This window comes from Bacteroides sp. RTP31139st1_H2_RTP31139_211217 (assembly GCF_040227615.1).
Classification (GTDB): Bacteria; Bacteroidota; Bacteroidia; order Bacteroidales; family Bacteroidaceae; genus Bacteroides; species Bacteroides uniformis.
On the sequence record NZ_JBCNZM010000049.1, the window covers coordinates 1 to 13,268 of the forward strand.

At 53.0% G+C, this 13,268-nt stretch carries 10 protein-coding genes and 1 pseudogene; 6 read left to right on the forward strand and 5 right to left on the reverse strand.

Going from position 1 to position 13,268, the window contains the following annotated elements; translation table 11 throughout:
* The 4 genes and pseudogenes from ABUA47_RS10265 to ABUA47_RS10280 all read right to left on the reverse strand — a co-directional run.
* Window positions 1–479, reverse strand: a 479-nt coding sequence (locus tag ABUA47_RS10265; protein WP_196030853.1) for an ATP-binding protein, incomplete at its 3' end; no start/stop codon positions are given.
* A 21-nt stretch (window positions 480–500) separates the two neighbouring features.
* Window positions 501–2,123 (reverse strand): IS21 family transposase, encoded by a 1,623-nt coding sequence (gene istA, locus ABUA47_RS10270; RefSeq protein WP_064774950.1) that lies wholly within the window; start codon window positions 2,121–2,123, stop codon window positions 501–503.
* 111 nt (window positions 2,124–2,234) lie between these two features.
* A pseudogene (locus ABUA47_RS10275) lies at window positions 2,235–2,801 on the reverse strand (DUF3871 family protein); the annotation flags it as partial.
* Between the two features lie 187 nt (window positions 2,802–2,988).
* Window positions 2,989–3,153, reverse strand: coding sequence for a hypothetical protein (locus tag ABUA47_RS10280; RefSeq protein ID WP_005824152.1), 165 nt, complete (start codon window positions 3,151–3,153; stop codon window positions 2,989–2,991).
* Window positions 3,154–4,033: 880 nt separating this feature from the next.
* Here ABUA47_RS10280 and ABUA47_RS10285 point away from each other — a divergent pair.
* The 5 genes from ABUA47_RS10285 (at window position 4,034) to ABUA47_RS10305 (ending at window position 11,548) form a co-directional block, all read left to right on the forward strand.
* Window positions 4,034–4,813: a DnaJ domain-containing protein gene (locus ABUA47_RS10285; protein WP_022402300.1), complete on the forward strand. Its 780-nt coding sequence runs from the start codon at window positions 4,034–4,036 to the stop codon at window positions 4,811–4,813.
* Window positions 4,814–4,890: 77 nt separating this feature from the next.
* Window positions 4,891–8,163, forward strand: coding sequence for a S41 family peptidase (locus tag ABUA47_RS10290; RefSeq protein ID WP_118067112.1), 3,273 nt, complete (start codon window positions 4,891–4,893; stop codon window positions 8,161–8,163).
* A 180-nt stretch (window positions 8,164–8,343) separates the two neighbouring features.
* The gene (locus ABUA47_RS10295; RefSeq protein ID WP_005824164.1) at window positions 8,344–9,942 is read left to right on the forward strand and encodes an aspartate:alanine exchanger family transporter; all 1,599 of its coding nucleotides are present in this window, start codon (window positions 8,344–8,346) and stop codon (window positions 9,940–9,942) included.
* A 3-nt stretch (window positions 9,943–9,945) separates the two neighbouring features.
* Window positions 9,946–10,953, forward strand: coding sequence for an aminodeoxychorismate synthase component I (locus tag ABUA47_RS10300; protein WP_005824166.1), 1,008 nt, complete (start codon window positions 9,946–9,948; stop codon window positions 10,951–10,953).
* Window positions 10,937–11,548 carry an aminotransferase class IV family protein gene (locus tag ABUA47_RS10305; RefSeq protein WP_005824168.1) on the forward strand — a complete coding sequence of 204 codons (612 nt, stop codon included), beginning with the start codon at window positions 10,937–10,939 and terminating at the stop codon, window positions 11,546–11,548. Before ABUA47_RS10300 ends, ABUA47_RS10305 begins: the two co-directional genes overlap by 17 nt.
* A gap of 5 nt (window positions 11,549–11,553) precedes the next feature.
* Here ABUA47_RS10305 and ABUA47_RS10310 read toward each other — a convergent pair whose 3' ends face one another.
* The gene (locus ABUA47_RS10310) at window positions 11,554–11,943 is read right to left on the reverse strand and encodes a DUF2721 domain-containing protein (RefSeq protein WP_005824170.1); all 390 of its coding nucleotides are present in this window, start codon (window positions 11,941–11,943) and stop codon (window positions 11,554–11,556) included.
* A 177-nt stretch (window positions 11,944–12,120) separates the two neighbouring features.
* Here ABUA47_RS10310 and ABUA47_RS10315 point away from each other — a divergent pair.
* Window positions 12,121–13,268 (forward strand): 3-phosphoshikimate 1-carboxyvinyltransferase (locus tag ABUA47_RS10315; RefSeq protein WP_349831586.1); only part of this gene is annotated, 1,148 nt, incomplete at its 3' end.

A 13,268-nucleotide genomic window follows, 5' to 3' on the forward strand; every position in this document is an offset into this window, starting at 1 on the left:
CTTAGTGTCATTGCGTTCCGGCATTCCCTTATCTGCGTAAGCAGTCTGGGCACGGAAGTGAACAGTACGGAGTATCCCGCGTTACAGGCCGCAATCCCCAAGGCTGTAGCCAGATGGGTCTTTCCGGTACCGGGATTCCCGTATAGTATAAGGTTGCGCCCTTCCTTGATGAAATCAAGTGTCTCAAGGTTTGGCAAGGCCTTCCGCGCTTCTGGCGGAAGCGCGTCCGTGTCTATTTCGTTGAGGTATCGCAACTGTGGGAACGCGGCATTTTTGATGCGATGCCGACGCTGGTTCTCCGAGCGGTTTTCTTTTTCCTGACGCAGGAGTTCGGCCGTGAACATCCACAGGTTCCATCGTTCATCAAGTCCTTGCTGTATAAGCAGGTCGATGTCGCGTCGTACCAGAGGGAGTTTGAGGTCGAAGGCATACGCACGTATCCGTTCGCGTATGGAGTCTTGATTTTCGTTTTGTTCCATTGCTATGCAATTTTTATGTTGTTAGACGGTAACTTTGTTTACAGGTTGTTGTGTGGCGCCACATCCGATCATCGCCGAAAGTGTGTCCAATGTCTGTGAGGCCGATTCTTCAATGGCGGTCTGTTGTGGATCGGACGGGGTCAGGGTGGCCGCGTCTTGACGGACGTTTGCGGTTCCATTGCCGTCACTGGCCAGCATCTCGGCGCTCAATTGTTCGGAAGACAGGCGTTTGAGTCCCCGGGAGGACAGACGGTCTGCCGCAGCCAGTATGTCGGCATAAGTGCGCTGGTTGTCACGGGTAAACACGAGCAGTTCGACAAACGATCTGGGAGAATCCGTAAAATGTTTGCGAAACAGTGCCGCCACGTCCGGGTGTACCTGTCGCATGGCCGTGGATCGTCCCAACGCCGCAGGCTTGCGAAGGAACGTGCCCAGATAGTGCATCAGGTCGATACACCAGTCACCGAGACGCCGGGAGCGTACATACGTGGCTACCTTGTCGCGACCGTCAAGCACGACAATACGCTCGGAATACATCTTTATGGGTACCTCCCGACCGACAAGCCGGTCAGGCACAGAGTAATGCACACCATCGACGGTAATGGTGGAATACTTCCCGACACGGGCATGCCGCTGCTCAAAGCAGCCCATGTCACCGTGGTCAAGCGGCCGCAAAGCCGCAATATCGGCCTGTACGCGCTCCTTCTTCTCTTGCGCAGACATGTTGGAAGCCTCCCCGTTGAGCCTGTCACAGACCTTGTCAAGATGACACTGCGCCTGCTCCAGCGAACCGAAACGGACATCATAGGCGAAAGCCCGCCGGCGGATATGTTCCACCGAACGCTCCACCTTACCTTTCTCCCATCCCGAACGCGGATTACAGAAATGAGGGGTGAAACAATAGTGGAGTTCCATGCGGCGCAGGGCATCGGTATGTTCGCGCTCCTGTCCAAGGAACTTCTTGACGGCCACCCGCATGTTATCGTAGGCCATTACTTGCGGCGTGCCCCCCAAAGCACGGAAGCAGTTGCGGTGTGCTTCCATCAGGGCCAACGTGTCCTCGCGGGAGAACAGGTATGCCCGCCGCAGGTTGCTATGGTTCATCGTGAACACGGCCATGTGCAGCTTCGTCTTGACACCGGCAATCCAAAGTGTCAGCACGCCCCAGTCAAACTCGCACCGGAACCCCGGTTCATACTCCTGGCGGATGAACGCCGCCGGGGACTTGGCTGGAGCGGACACCGCCACTTCCAATGCACGGACATACTGGCATACCGTCGAATAGGCAATCTCTATGCCTTGATCGCGCAACCGGCGCCACATGTCAATCTTGCGCATCTGCTGCTTGCGCAATCCGGCCGCGGCATTAGACCGGTTGCGGGCCATGAAGCCGTCTATCGCCTCCATCACCTGCTGGTTCATCACTCTGCGGACACGTTTGCTGCTGTCATAGCGCACCGGCTGCTGCAGGTACGTGTCCATTGCTTCCGCATCGGGGTTGTCACCGACCGCTTGTTCGAAAGCCCGGAGATACTTGCGTACAGTCTTGCGGCTCATGCCGTTACGACGGGCGATCTCACGGATGCTCAATCCGTCACGCCTATAGGCGAGAATTATGGAATCTCTTTCTTCCATGTGGTACATATTATGAACGCCATTGGTTTTTATGAATATACCAATTTTGTTCGGTTAAACATACCCATGGGTGGGGCACTTTTTAAATGTTGTTCCGGGTCCCTTTTCAAGTGTTAGCTACAGATTTGAACACACACGAACCCTCCACCCGATAAAGATCTTGAATTTCTCGGGTGATTTTCGGGCGTATAAGTTTTCCTCGTTCAGGCTTCTTACACCTCCGATACATAAATGTACTTCCTCGCCGTTCATCATTCTGCTCATGGAACGGATATGAAAACAGAAAGCCATACGTTGATAATAGATGGTCTCGTCCTCCGGTCTAAGCTCTTCTTTCCTTTTTGTCAATGCTCCCGGAACCCTGCCCAGGATTTTATGTGATACTCTGATTTCCGTGTTACCAAAGTTCTCTCCGGTAAAATATACTTTCGCGGCATCCTCTACCTGGTGGATAAATTTCTGGTGGCTGATTGTAAGCTGGTTATCCCCAAAACTAGGGACAATACAGTTCCTTTCAAGTTCTTCAAGTGTAATACCCGAAGTGTTACTCTCAATAAAATTAGGATGCTCTTTCTGTTCTTCTTCAGATACGATTACAGCATCTTCGATATTAACTGCATCCATCATTCTTGTTACCATTCCGATTGTTCTTGGAATGACAGTAAGTTCATTAGTCATTGTTTCCATACTCTTGTTATTTTTTAGTCGGTTAATAAAATGCGATGAAAAAACAAAAAGCCAAGAGGTGTCATTTCTTTGCTTTTATGAATATACCTCTTAGCTTCTTTATTCCTTTGAGTATTGAAGTTGCTACCTCCAATACGGTTATTATTACGTCCGCTTTCTTGTCATAATCCATTCATCAGACGTACTATCAGTTTTCAGTCGCAGCATCAACGGCCTTGACTTCACCCGTGGCAATCTTCTTTTTTCCGAATTTGCCACAATACTTTTCTGCAAGCTCGATTACTACGGAACCTGCCACGATAATCTCGGCCACATAAGCTGCGACCTTCAATCCTTTAATTAAATTTCCCATGTCTCTTAGTTTTAAATTGTTAGTAATTATGTTTCTATTCTCTATTTCTCTTATATACTTTTCTCATATATAAGGCTTTGAAGGGAAATCAAGGAAGGGGAGAAGAAAAAAATAGACCAATCTTTCGACTGGTTGTGATAGTTGAACCGTTGTAAATAGCTCCTCGCATTTACTTGGCCTATCATGCGGCATACATTCTTTCGTGGGGAACTTTATGTCTTGTCCACATACTGAAATTGCTACGCATCATCGAATCTACATGCTTATCCATCTTCTGAAAATAAGTGTGACCCGGTAATTGTTTTTATCATTAATGCTTGAAGCCGTACGCACTCTTCATTGCAGTGCTGAATAATGCTCCAAGCTATCTTATCATATATAAGAGTTTGAGGGGATTTGAAAAGGAAAACTGACTATAAAAATTACTCGATAGAAGGCACAGATTAATAATAAAAGTATTATTTTTGCAAATGAGAATTAGACATATAGGAATTAACTAATTAGCAATAATTCCAAATAAAGATTTAGTATTAACAAGCAGCATTATACTATAGGTAAACCATAGTGTAAACCGAAAGAGATGCAATAGAGTATATACAATTGATAATCAGCCGTTATCAGTTTATCTCTCGCGAAGTCTGGGGGGCGTGTGGTCGCAAGTTCGAATCTTGTCATCCCGACTGTTGAGCATTAAGGAGTTAAGTCTAAGACTTAACTCCTTAATTTTTATAGTATTTCTTAATGACAGACTTGCTGCCATAAATATGCTGAATATGTACAAAAAGAAGACGGTGCCTATTCGCTTCAGCGGGAATAGCTCATCAAATTACTGGAATTCTCGTAAGAAATCTCTATTTTTGCACTTTAAACAAGAAAAATTATGGGAGCAGCTAAATGGATAGGCGGCATCATCGGCTTCATGGCCGGAGGACCGCTGGGAGCCTTGGCAGGTTTTGTATTCGGTTCATTGTTCGACACCGATTCAAATGACGCAGGCAGTTATTATGGAGAAGCACCAACGCACGGCACTACCTATACCGGGCAACGGAACAGTTTCCTCTTCTCCATGCTCGTGATGGCTTCGTACATTATCCGTGCAGACGGGCGCATCATGCATAGTGAAATGGAATTCGTCCGCCGCTTTCTGAGAAGCACATTCGGTGAGGCTGCCGTGGGCGAGGGAGAACGGATACTGCTCAACCTCTTCGAACAGCGCAAGCAGATGGACAGACAAAACCCACTGGCATTTAAAAACACCATCCGTGACTGTGGAACGCAGATTGCCGCCAACCTGACATACGAGGAACGCTTGCAACTGCTGGTATTCTTGGTAGAAATTGCCAAAAGCGACGGACACGTCTGCAACGAGGAGATAGAAGCCTTGAAAGAAGTGGCCATGTACATGGGACTATCCGTCAAGGAAGTGGAATCCATGCTTAACCTAGGCGGTAGCTCACTGAACGAGGCCTACAAAGTACTTGAAATTGAACCCACTGCCACCAATGACGAAGTGCGTGCCGCTTACCGCCGCCTAGCCTTGAAACACCATCCCGACCGGGTGGCAACGCTGGGCGAAGACATCAAGAAAGCCGCAGAAGAGAAGTTCCAAAGCATCAACAATGCCAAAGAACAGATATACAAGGCACGAGGTATGAAATGACGTACCTCGCTCCTTGCCTTGTGGACAGCATCATGACGTTTATAAACATTCTATAATTAACATCAACCCACACACTTATGAAGAAAACCCTTGCAATCCTTGCACTAGGCCTTACTGCCATTGCCGGACATGCCGCCACGCCGCTCTGGATGCGCGATGTGCAAATCTCTCCCGACGGTACGGAAATCGCATTCTGCTACAAAGGAGACATCTACAAGGTGCCCGCCAAAGGTGGAACCGCCACACAGCTTACTACCCAAGAGAGCTACGAATGTACCCCCATATGGTCACCGGACGGCAAACAGATTGCCTTTGCCAGCGACAGATACGGCAACTTCGACGTATTCGTGATGCCGGCAGACGGCGGAACCGCCCAACGGCTCACTACCCACTCCACCGGTGAGATACCCTCCACATTCACTCCGGACGGAAAGTATATCTTGTTTTCCGCATCCATCCAGGACCCGGCAAGCAGCGCTCTTTTCCCCACTTCGGCCATGACCGAGCTTTACAAAGTACCTGCAACGGGAGGGCGTACGGAGCAAGTGCTGGGCACCCCTGCCGAAGCGGTCTGCTTCGACAAGGCGGGCCATCAGTTCCTCTACCAAGACCGCAAGGGATTTGAAGATGAATGGAGAAAGCACCACACCTCCTCCATCACCCGCGACATCTGGCTGTATGATGCAAAGACGGGTATCCATACCAACCTCACCGACCGCGCGGGCGAAGACCGCAACCCGGTGTTGTCACCCGACGGAAGAACGGTTTACTTTTTGAGTGAGAGAAACGGCGGCTCATTCAACGTGTATGCCTTCCCGCTGGCACAGCCCCGAGAGGTGAAGCCCATCACCAGCTTCAAGACACATCCCGTGCGCTTCCTCTCCATGAGTGACGGCGGGACGTTGTGCTACAGTTACGACGGCGAAATCTATACCCAGCAGCCGGATGCCACCCCGAAGAAAGTCGCCATAGAACTGGTGCGCGATGACCGGCCGCAATTCGCCAACCTGCAGTCTTCCGACGGAGCCACCTCTGCCGTTGTGTCCCCGGACGGAAAACAGATTGCCTTCACGCTGCGCGGAGAAGTCTTTGTCACTTCGGCAGACTATGCCACTACCAAGCAGGTGACGCACACACCGGCACGCGAAGCGGGCCTCTCCTTTGCGACGGACAACCGCACCCTGGCCTACGCCAGCGAGCGAGGCGGCAACTGGCAGCTCTACCTTGCCAAGATAGCCCGCAAGGAAGACCCTAACTTCCCGAACGCCACGCTGATTGAAGAAGAAGTGCTGCTGCCCTCCACCACCGTGGAACGTGCCTATCCGCAATTCTCGCCCGACGGCAAGGAACTCGCCTTTATCGAAGACCGCATCCGGCTGATGGTGCTCAATCTGGAGACGAAGAAGGTGCGCCAGATTACGGACGGCTCCACCTGGTACAGCACCGGCGGAGGATTTGACTACGCATGGTCGCCGGACGGTAAATGGTTTACACTTGAGTTCACGGGTAACAAGCACGACCCCTACTCCGACATCGGCCTGGTCAGCGCAGAGGGAGGCAAAGACATCATCAACCTCACCAATAGCGGCTACATGAGCGGCTATCCCCGCTTTGCGCTGGACGGCAACGCCATCCTCTTCACCACCGAACGCTACGGCATGCGTGCCCACGCCTCATGGGGCTCGCTGAACGACGCCATGCTCGTCTTCCTCAACCAAGACGCCTACGACAAATACTGCCTGAGCAAGGAAGACTACGAACTGCGCAAGGAGCTGGAGAAGGAACAGAAGAAGTCTGCCGGAAAAGACACCCCCCAAGACAAAAACAAGGATAAAAAGAAGAAAGACGACAAGAAAGACAGCAATACTGACGAAAAAGATGACCAGCCGAAAGACATCGTCGTCGAGCTGCGAGGCATCGAAGACCGTGTGGTGCGCCTCACCCCGAATTCTTCCGATATGGGCAGCACCATCATCTCCAAGGATGGCGAGACACTCTACTACCTGGCTGCCTTCGAAGGCGGATACGACCTCTGGAAGATGGACCTACGCAAGAAAGAGACCCGCCTGCTGCACAAGATGGACGCTGGATGGGCAGACATGCAGCTGGACAAGGACGGCAAGAGCCTCTTCCTGCTGGGCAGCCGCAAGATGCAGAAAATGGACACTTCATCCGATGCGCTGACCCCCATCACCTTCCAAGTAGATGCCAAGATGGATTTGGCTGCGGAGCGCGAATACATGTTCGACCACGTGTACCGCCAGCAGCAGAAGCGATTCTACAATACCAATATGCACGGAGTGGACTGGGACAAGATGACCGCCGCCTATCGCCGCTTCCTGCCCCATATCGACAATAATTATGACTTTGCCGAGTTGCTGAGCGAATGGCTGGGCGAACTGAACGTATCTCACACCGGCGGCCGTTTCTATCCCAAAGGGCAATCCGAACCTACTGCCAGCCTGGGACTGTTCTTCGACTGGAACTACACGGGCAAGGGCATGCTCATTGCCGAAGTAGTGGAGAAAGGCCCCTTCGACACAGCCAACACCCGGGTGAAAGCCGGCACAGTCATCGAAAAGATAGACGGCGTGGAAATCACCCCCGATGCGGACTATTACACGCTGCTCAACAACAAGGCACGGAAGAAAACACTTGTTTCTCTCTTCGACCCGCAGACCAAGGAGCACTGGGAAGAGGTCATTATCCCCATTACGAACGGTGCGTTCAGCGATTTACTCTACAGCCGCTGGGTGAAACAGCGTGCGGCAGACGTTGACCGATGGTCGGGTGGCCGATTGGGTTACGTGCACATCGAGTCTATGGGAGACGACAGTTTCCGTTCCGTCTACTCGGACATCCTGGGAAAATACAACAACCGCGAAGGCATCGTCATCGACACCCGTTTCAATGGCGGTGGACGCTTGCACGAGGATATAGAAATACTTTTCAGTGGACAAAAATACTTCACCCAAGTGGTGCGCGGTCGCGAGACGTGCGACATGCCCAGCCGCCGCTGGAACAAACCCTCCATCATGGTGATGTGCGAGGCCAACTACTCCAATGCGCACGGCACGCCGTGGGTTTACAGCCACCGCGGACTGGGCAAGCTGGTAGGCATGCCCGTGCCGGGAACCATGACCAGCGTGTCGTGGGAACGCCTGCAAGACCCGTCATTGGTATTCGGCATCCCCGTCGTGGGCTACCGCCTGTCGGACGGCAGCTATCTGGAGAACTCGCAGCTGGAGCCGGACATCAAAGTAGCCAATTCACCCGAGACCATCGTGAAGGGAGAAGACACACAGCTGAAAGCTGCCGTAGAGGAACTGCTGAAGGAACTCGAAAAATAAGTACCGCCCTGCCCCACGCAGGAATACCGGTCATATAGGCCGATATATATATTAAGATGATGTGTCAAAACGGTTGATGGCACATCATCTTTTTTTATATGCCACAAGGAAGCAAGACTTTTTCTATCTCACTTTTTTGCACTATCTTTGTGACATAAATTCCTAACTCTTTAACTGATTATGTTTGCTGACTTGTTAAACTCCTCCTATTTCGCGCTCTTTCTCATTGTGGCTTTAGGCTTCATGTTGGGAAGAATCAAGATTAAAGGGCTTTCGCTCGACGTCTCCGCCGTCATCTTCATTGCCCTGCTGTTCGGACACTTCGGTGTCATCATCCCCAAAGAATTAGGAAACTTCGGACTGGTGCTCTTCATCTTCACCATCGGCATCCAGGCCGGTCCCGGATTTTTCGACTCCTTCCGGAGCAAGGGCAAGACGCTTATCATCATCACCCTGCTCATCATCTGCTCCGCCGCCCTGACGGCAGTAGGACTGAAATATGCCTTCGACATCGATACTCCCAGTGTCGTGGGACTGATAGCCGGTGCCCTGACCAGTACGCCGGGACTCGCCGTTGCCATTGACAGCACCCATTCCCCACTGGCATCCATCGCTTACGGTATTGCCTATCCTTTCGGCGTTATCGGCGTGATTCTCTTCGTTAAGCTGCTGCCCCGTATCATGCGCATCGACCTCGACAAGGAGGCGCGCCGGTTGGAGAAGGAACGCCGCAGCCAGTTCCCGGAACTGACAACCTGTCTGTTCCGCGTAACCAACCCCGCCGTCTTCGACCGGAGCCTGATGCAAATCAATGCGCGCGCCATGACCGGAGCCGTCATCTCACGCCACAAGCACAACGAGCAGATAGCCATCCCCACCGCCCAGACCATCCTGCACGAGGGAGACTACATACAAGCCGTGGGTAGCGAAGAGGCCTTAAACCAGCTCGCCGTCCTCGTGGGCGAACGCGAAGAAGGCGAACTGCCACTCGTAGACATGCAGGAGATTGAATCCCTGCTGCTCACCAAGAAGGATATGATAAACAAGCAGCTGGGCGACCTCAACCTGATGAAGAACTTCGGCTGCACCGTCACCCGCATCCGCCGAAGCGGCATCGACCTCTCCCCCTCGCCCGACCTCGCCCTGAAATTCGGCGACAAGCTGATGGTGGTGGGCGAGAAGGACGGCATCAAGGGAGTGGCACGCCTGCTGGGCAACGACACCAAGCAACTGTCCGACACCGACTTCTTCCCCATCGCCCTGGGCATCGTGCTGGGCGTGCTCTTCGGCAAGCTCAACATCTCCTTCTCGGACAGTCTGTCGTTCTCTCCGGGACTGACGGGAGGCATCCTGATGGTCGCCTTGTTCCTGAGCGCCATCGGAAAGACCGGCCCCATTCTGTGGTCCATGTCCGGCCCTGCCAACCAACTGCTGCGCCAGCTGGGACTGCTGCTCTTCCTTGCCGAAGTAGGGACATCGGCAGGACGGAATCTGATGGCCACGTTCCAGGAAAGCGGCTGGCTCTTGTTCGGCGTAGGCGCCGCCATCACGCTGGTGCCCATGCTGGTGGCAGTATGCGTAGGCCTGTTCGTGTTCAAGATAAACATTCTCGACCTGCTGGGCACCATCACCGGCGGCATGACCAGTACGCCCGGCCTTGCCGCCGCCGACTCCATGACGGACAGCAACATACCGAGCGTGGCCTATGCCACGGTATATCCCATTGCCATGGTGTTCCTCATTCTGATAATCCAGGTGATAGCCTCCGCAGTCTATTGACGCATGAAGACGTACAGCCGGACAGAAACCATCGCCCGCATGAACGCACTGGCCGGAGCCAATGTGCCCTTCCTCTTCATCGTAGACTACGCGCAAGAGCAGTCGCACATTGAGCCCCTCGACCGGATAGACCCCGCCACCTGCCTTTTCCAATTCCCGAAGGCAGGCAACACGGAGACGGCTGCAACAGCCCTTGCCAGAAGCACAGCCGCCCGATGCGCCGGCCCTATCCAGTGGGACATCACTCCCCCTTCCCCCGCCGCATACAGACATTCGTTCGACCTCGTGAAGCAAAACCTGCTGGCAGGCAACAGTTACCTGACGAACCTCACTTGCCGGGTACCCGTCACCACCAATCTGACACTGGAAGAAATATTCCTCCACTCCGAAGCCTTGTACAAGCTGTGGCTGAAAGACCGGTTCGTCTGCTTCTCCCCTGAAATCTTTGTCCGCATAGAGAAGGGCAAGATAAAGTCCTTCCCCATGAAAGGCACCATCGACGCTACCCTGCCCGATGCGGAACAGCTCTTGATGCAGGACACCAAAGAGGCAGCCGAGCACGCCACCATCGTCGACCTGATACGCAACGACCTCAGCATGGTTTCGGAACACGTCGAAGTGACCTCCTACCGCTATATAGACCGCCTGCAAACCAATAAGGGCCCCATCCTCCAGACCAGCTCCGAGATATGCGGCACCCTGCCCGAAGACTACACCGCACACCTGGGCGACATCATCTTCCGCCTGCTTCCTGCCGGCTCCATCACCGGCGCCCCCAAGCCCAAAACCGTAGAAATCATCGCCCAGGCCGAAGACTACCGCCGGGGCTTCTACACCGGCATCATGGGGCATTATGCCGACGGACAGCTGGACAGCGCTGTCATGATACGCTTCATCGAGCAGGAAAACGGCCAGCTCCACTTCAAGGCAGGAGGCGGCATCACCGCCAAAAGCCGGTGGGAAAGCGAATACAACGAAGTAATACAGAAAATATATGTGCCTATTTATTGAAACCATACGCATCGACCACGGAAGGGTCTGCAACCTTTCCCGCCACAACCGGAGGCTGAACGATACCCGCGCCCACTTCTGGCCGGAAAGCACACCGCTGCAACTGTCCGATTATCTGTCGTCTCCCGGCTGTGGAGCAGGCATCACCGGGGCGGGCATCGTCAAGGCACGCGTAGTGTATGGTGAAAAAGGTATTGAAGACCTCAGCTACTCCCCCTACGCCGTGCGGCACGTGCATTCGCTGGCACTGATGCAGGCCGATACCATCGACTACACCTACAAAAGCGCCGGACGCGAACCGCTGAACTGCCTCTTTGCCCTGCGCGGCGCATGCGACGACATTCTGATTGTGAAACAAGGCCTGCTGACAGACACCTCCATCGCCAACATCGCCCTTTCCGACGGTACCCACTGGTACACGCCGGCACATCCCCTGCTGAAAGGGACCAAACGGGCAGCCTTGCTGGAAGAAGGAATCTTGCAGGAAAAAGATATCAGACCGGAAGACTTGCCTTCATTCTCTACTGTCAGGCTGTTCAATGCCATGATTGACTGGGGAGAACTGGAACTCCCCGTACGGAACATCATCCCGTAGAGCCTCTACTCGTGCATATCGTTGAGATGTATCTCCAAAGACTTCACCGATATATATATTTCGTACACCGATATGGCCAGCGAAATAATCAGCAATATCAGCGCCAAACCGAAGATATAGGCCGAAAGCAGATGGAGACGGATATAGACAAAGAACATGCTGACCACGCACAGCAGCAGGCTGCCGATGCCCGCCACCTGCATGGCACGCGTCAGGTAGAGCCGCTTCCTCAGGTTGGCAATCTGCGCCGCCTTCACCGAAGACGGGTTCTCCATGTACTGTTCCTTCAAGGTGCGCACCAGTTGGGCATAGGACAAGAAACGGTTGGTATAGGCCAGCATAATCAGCGATATGGCCGAAAACAGCAAGGCGGGGGTGGTTAAATCTATTTCCATAAGAATGATGCTTAATTATATCTATCCGTCCCGATAGCAGGACTTACCTCCGCAAAGATAAACGAAAGATTGAAACCACAGAAACAAGTTTCCTTTTTTCCATTTCCCAAAGATTTATCCTACTTTTGCAGTGACAATAAAAAAACTCCTTACCACCGTAACTTAACAAATACGACCATGCGATATACCATTTCTGCCCCTATCGCCCTGCATGCCGCCATACAACTCCCGGCATCCAAAAGCATCAGCAACCGCGCCCTCATCCTCCACTCCCTTGCCCATGGCAATATCCTGCCCTGCAATCTGAGCGACTGTGACGACACCATGGTGATGACCCGTGCCCTCGACGGAAATCCCGGACATATAGATATCCTTGCCGCCGGCACCGCCATGCGTTTCCTCACCGCCTACCTCAGCGTAACTCCGGGCACCCGCATCATCACCGGTACACAACGCATGCAGCAACGCCCCATCCGCATACTGGTAGACGCCTTGCGCGAACTCGGTGCTCAGATTGAATACGTCGGGAACGAAGGTTTCCCCCCACTACGCATCACCGGCACAGCATTGAAAGGCGAAGAAATATCCCTTGCCGGAAATGTAAGTTCCCAATATATATCCGCCCTGCTGATGATTGGCGCCGTACTCCCCCAAGGATTACGCCTGCACCTAACGGGCGACATCATCTCCCGCCCTTACATCAACCTGACCCTGCAACTGATGCGCGACTTCGGTGCCCAAGCCGACTGGGCCTCCAAAGATTGTATCACCGTCAGCCCCGGCGGATACACAGATACTCCTTTCACCGTGGAAAGCGATTGGAGCGCCGCCTCTTACTGGTATCAGATGATGGCAATAGAAGGAATTAAAAATGAAAAAATAAAAATGAAAGGGGGAGACAGAAGTAGCGCGAAAGAAAGTGAAGACAGCACGAAGGAAGAAGCGCACACGGCAGAAATCGAACTGCTCGGTCTCTTCGCCCACAGCTATCAAGGCGACAGCCGCGGCGCGGAAGTCTTTGCCCGCCTCGGCGTCCATACCGAATATACAGACCGGGGAGTAAAACTGATCCGTAAGGGTACTCCCGCCACCCGTCTCGACGAAGACATGGTGGACATCCCGGACCTGGCGCAGACCTTTGTCGTCACCTGCTGCCTGATGGACATCCCTTTCCGCTTCACTGGACTGCAAAGCCTCAAAATAAAGGAGACCGACCGTATCACCGCCCTCATTACGGAACTGCGTAAACTGGGTTACGTCGTGCGCTCCGAGCAAGACAGCATCTTGTTGTGGGATGGCGAACGCTGCCCGGCAGACGCTGACCC

Bases quoted from the DNA above. Each gene is read 5' to 3' on its own strand.
- ABUA47_RS10285 (WP_022402300.1), top strand. From the start codon at position 4,034: ATGGGAGCAGCTAAATGGATAGGCGGCATCATCGGCTTCATGGCCGGA.
- ABUA47_RS10310 (WP_005824170.1), bottom strand. From the start codon at position 11,943: ATGGAAATAGATTTAACCACCCCCGCCTTGCTGTTTTCGGCCATATCG.
- ABUA47_RS10295 (WP_005824164.1), top strand. From the start codon at position 8,344: ATGTTTGCTGACTTGTTAAACTCCTCCTATTTCGCGCTCTTTCTCATT.
- ABUA47_RS10280 (WP_005824152.1), bottom strand. From the start codon at position 3,153: ATGGGAAATTTAATTAAAGGATTGAAGGTCGCAGCTTATGTGGCCGAG.
- ABUA47_RS10290 (WP_118067112.1), top strand. From the start codon at position 4,891: ATGAAGAAAACCCTTGCAATCCTTGCACTAGGCCTTACTGCCATTGCC.
- ABUA47_RS10305 (WP_005824168.1), top strand. From the start codon at position 10,937: ATGTGCCTATTTATTGAAACCATACGCATCGACCACGGAAGGGTCTGC.
- ABUA47_RS10300 (WP_005824166.1), top strand. From the start codon at position 9,946: ATGAAGACGTACAGCCGGACAGAAACCATCGCCCGCATGAACGCACTG.
- istA (WP_064774950.1), bottom strand. From the start codon at position 2,123: ATGTACCACATGGAAGAAAGAGATTCCATAATTCTCGCCTATAGGCGT.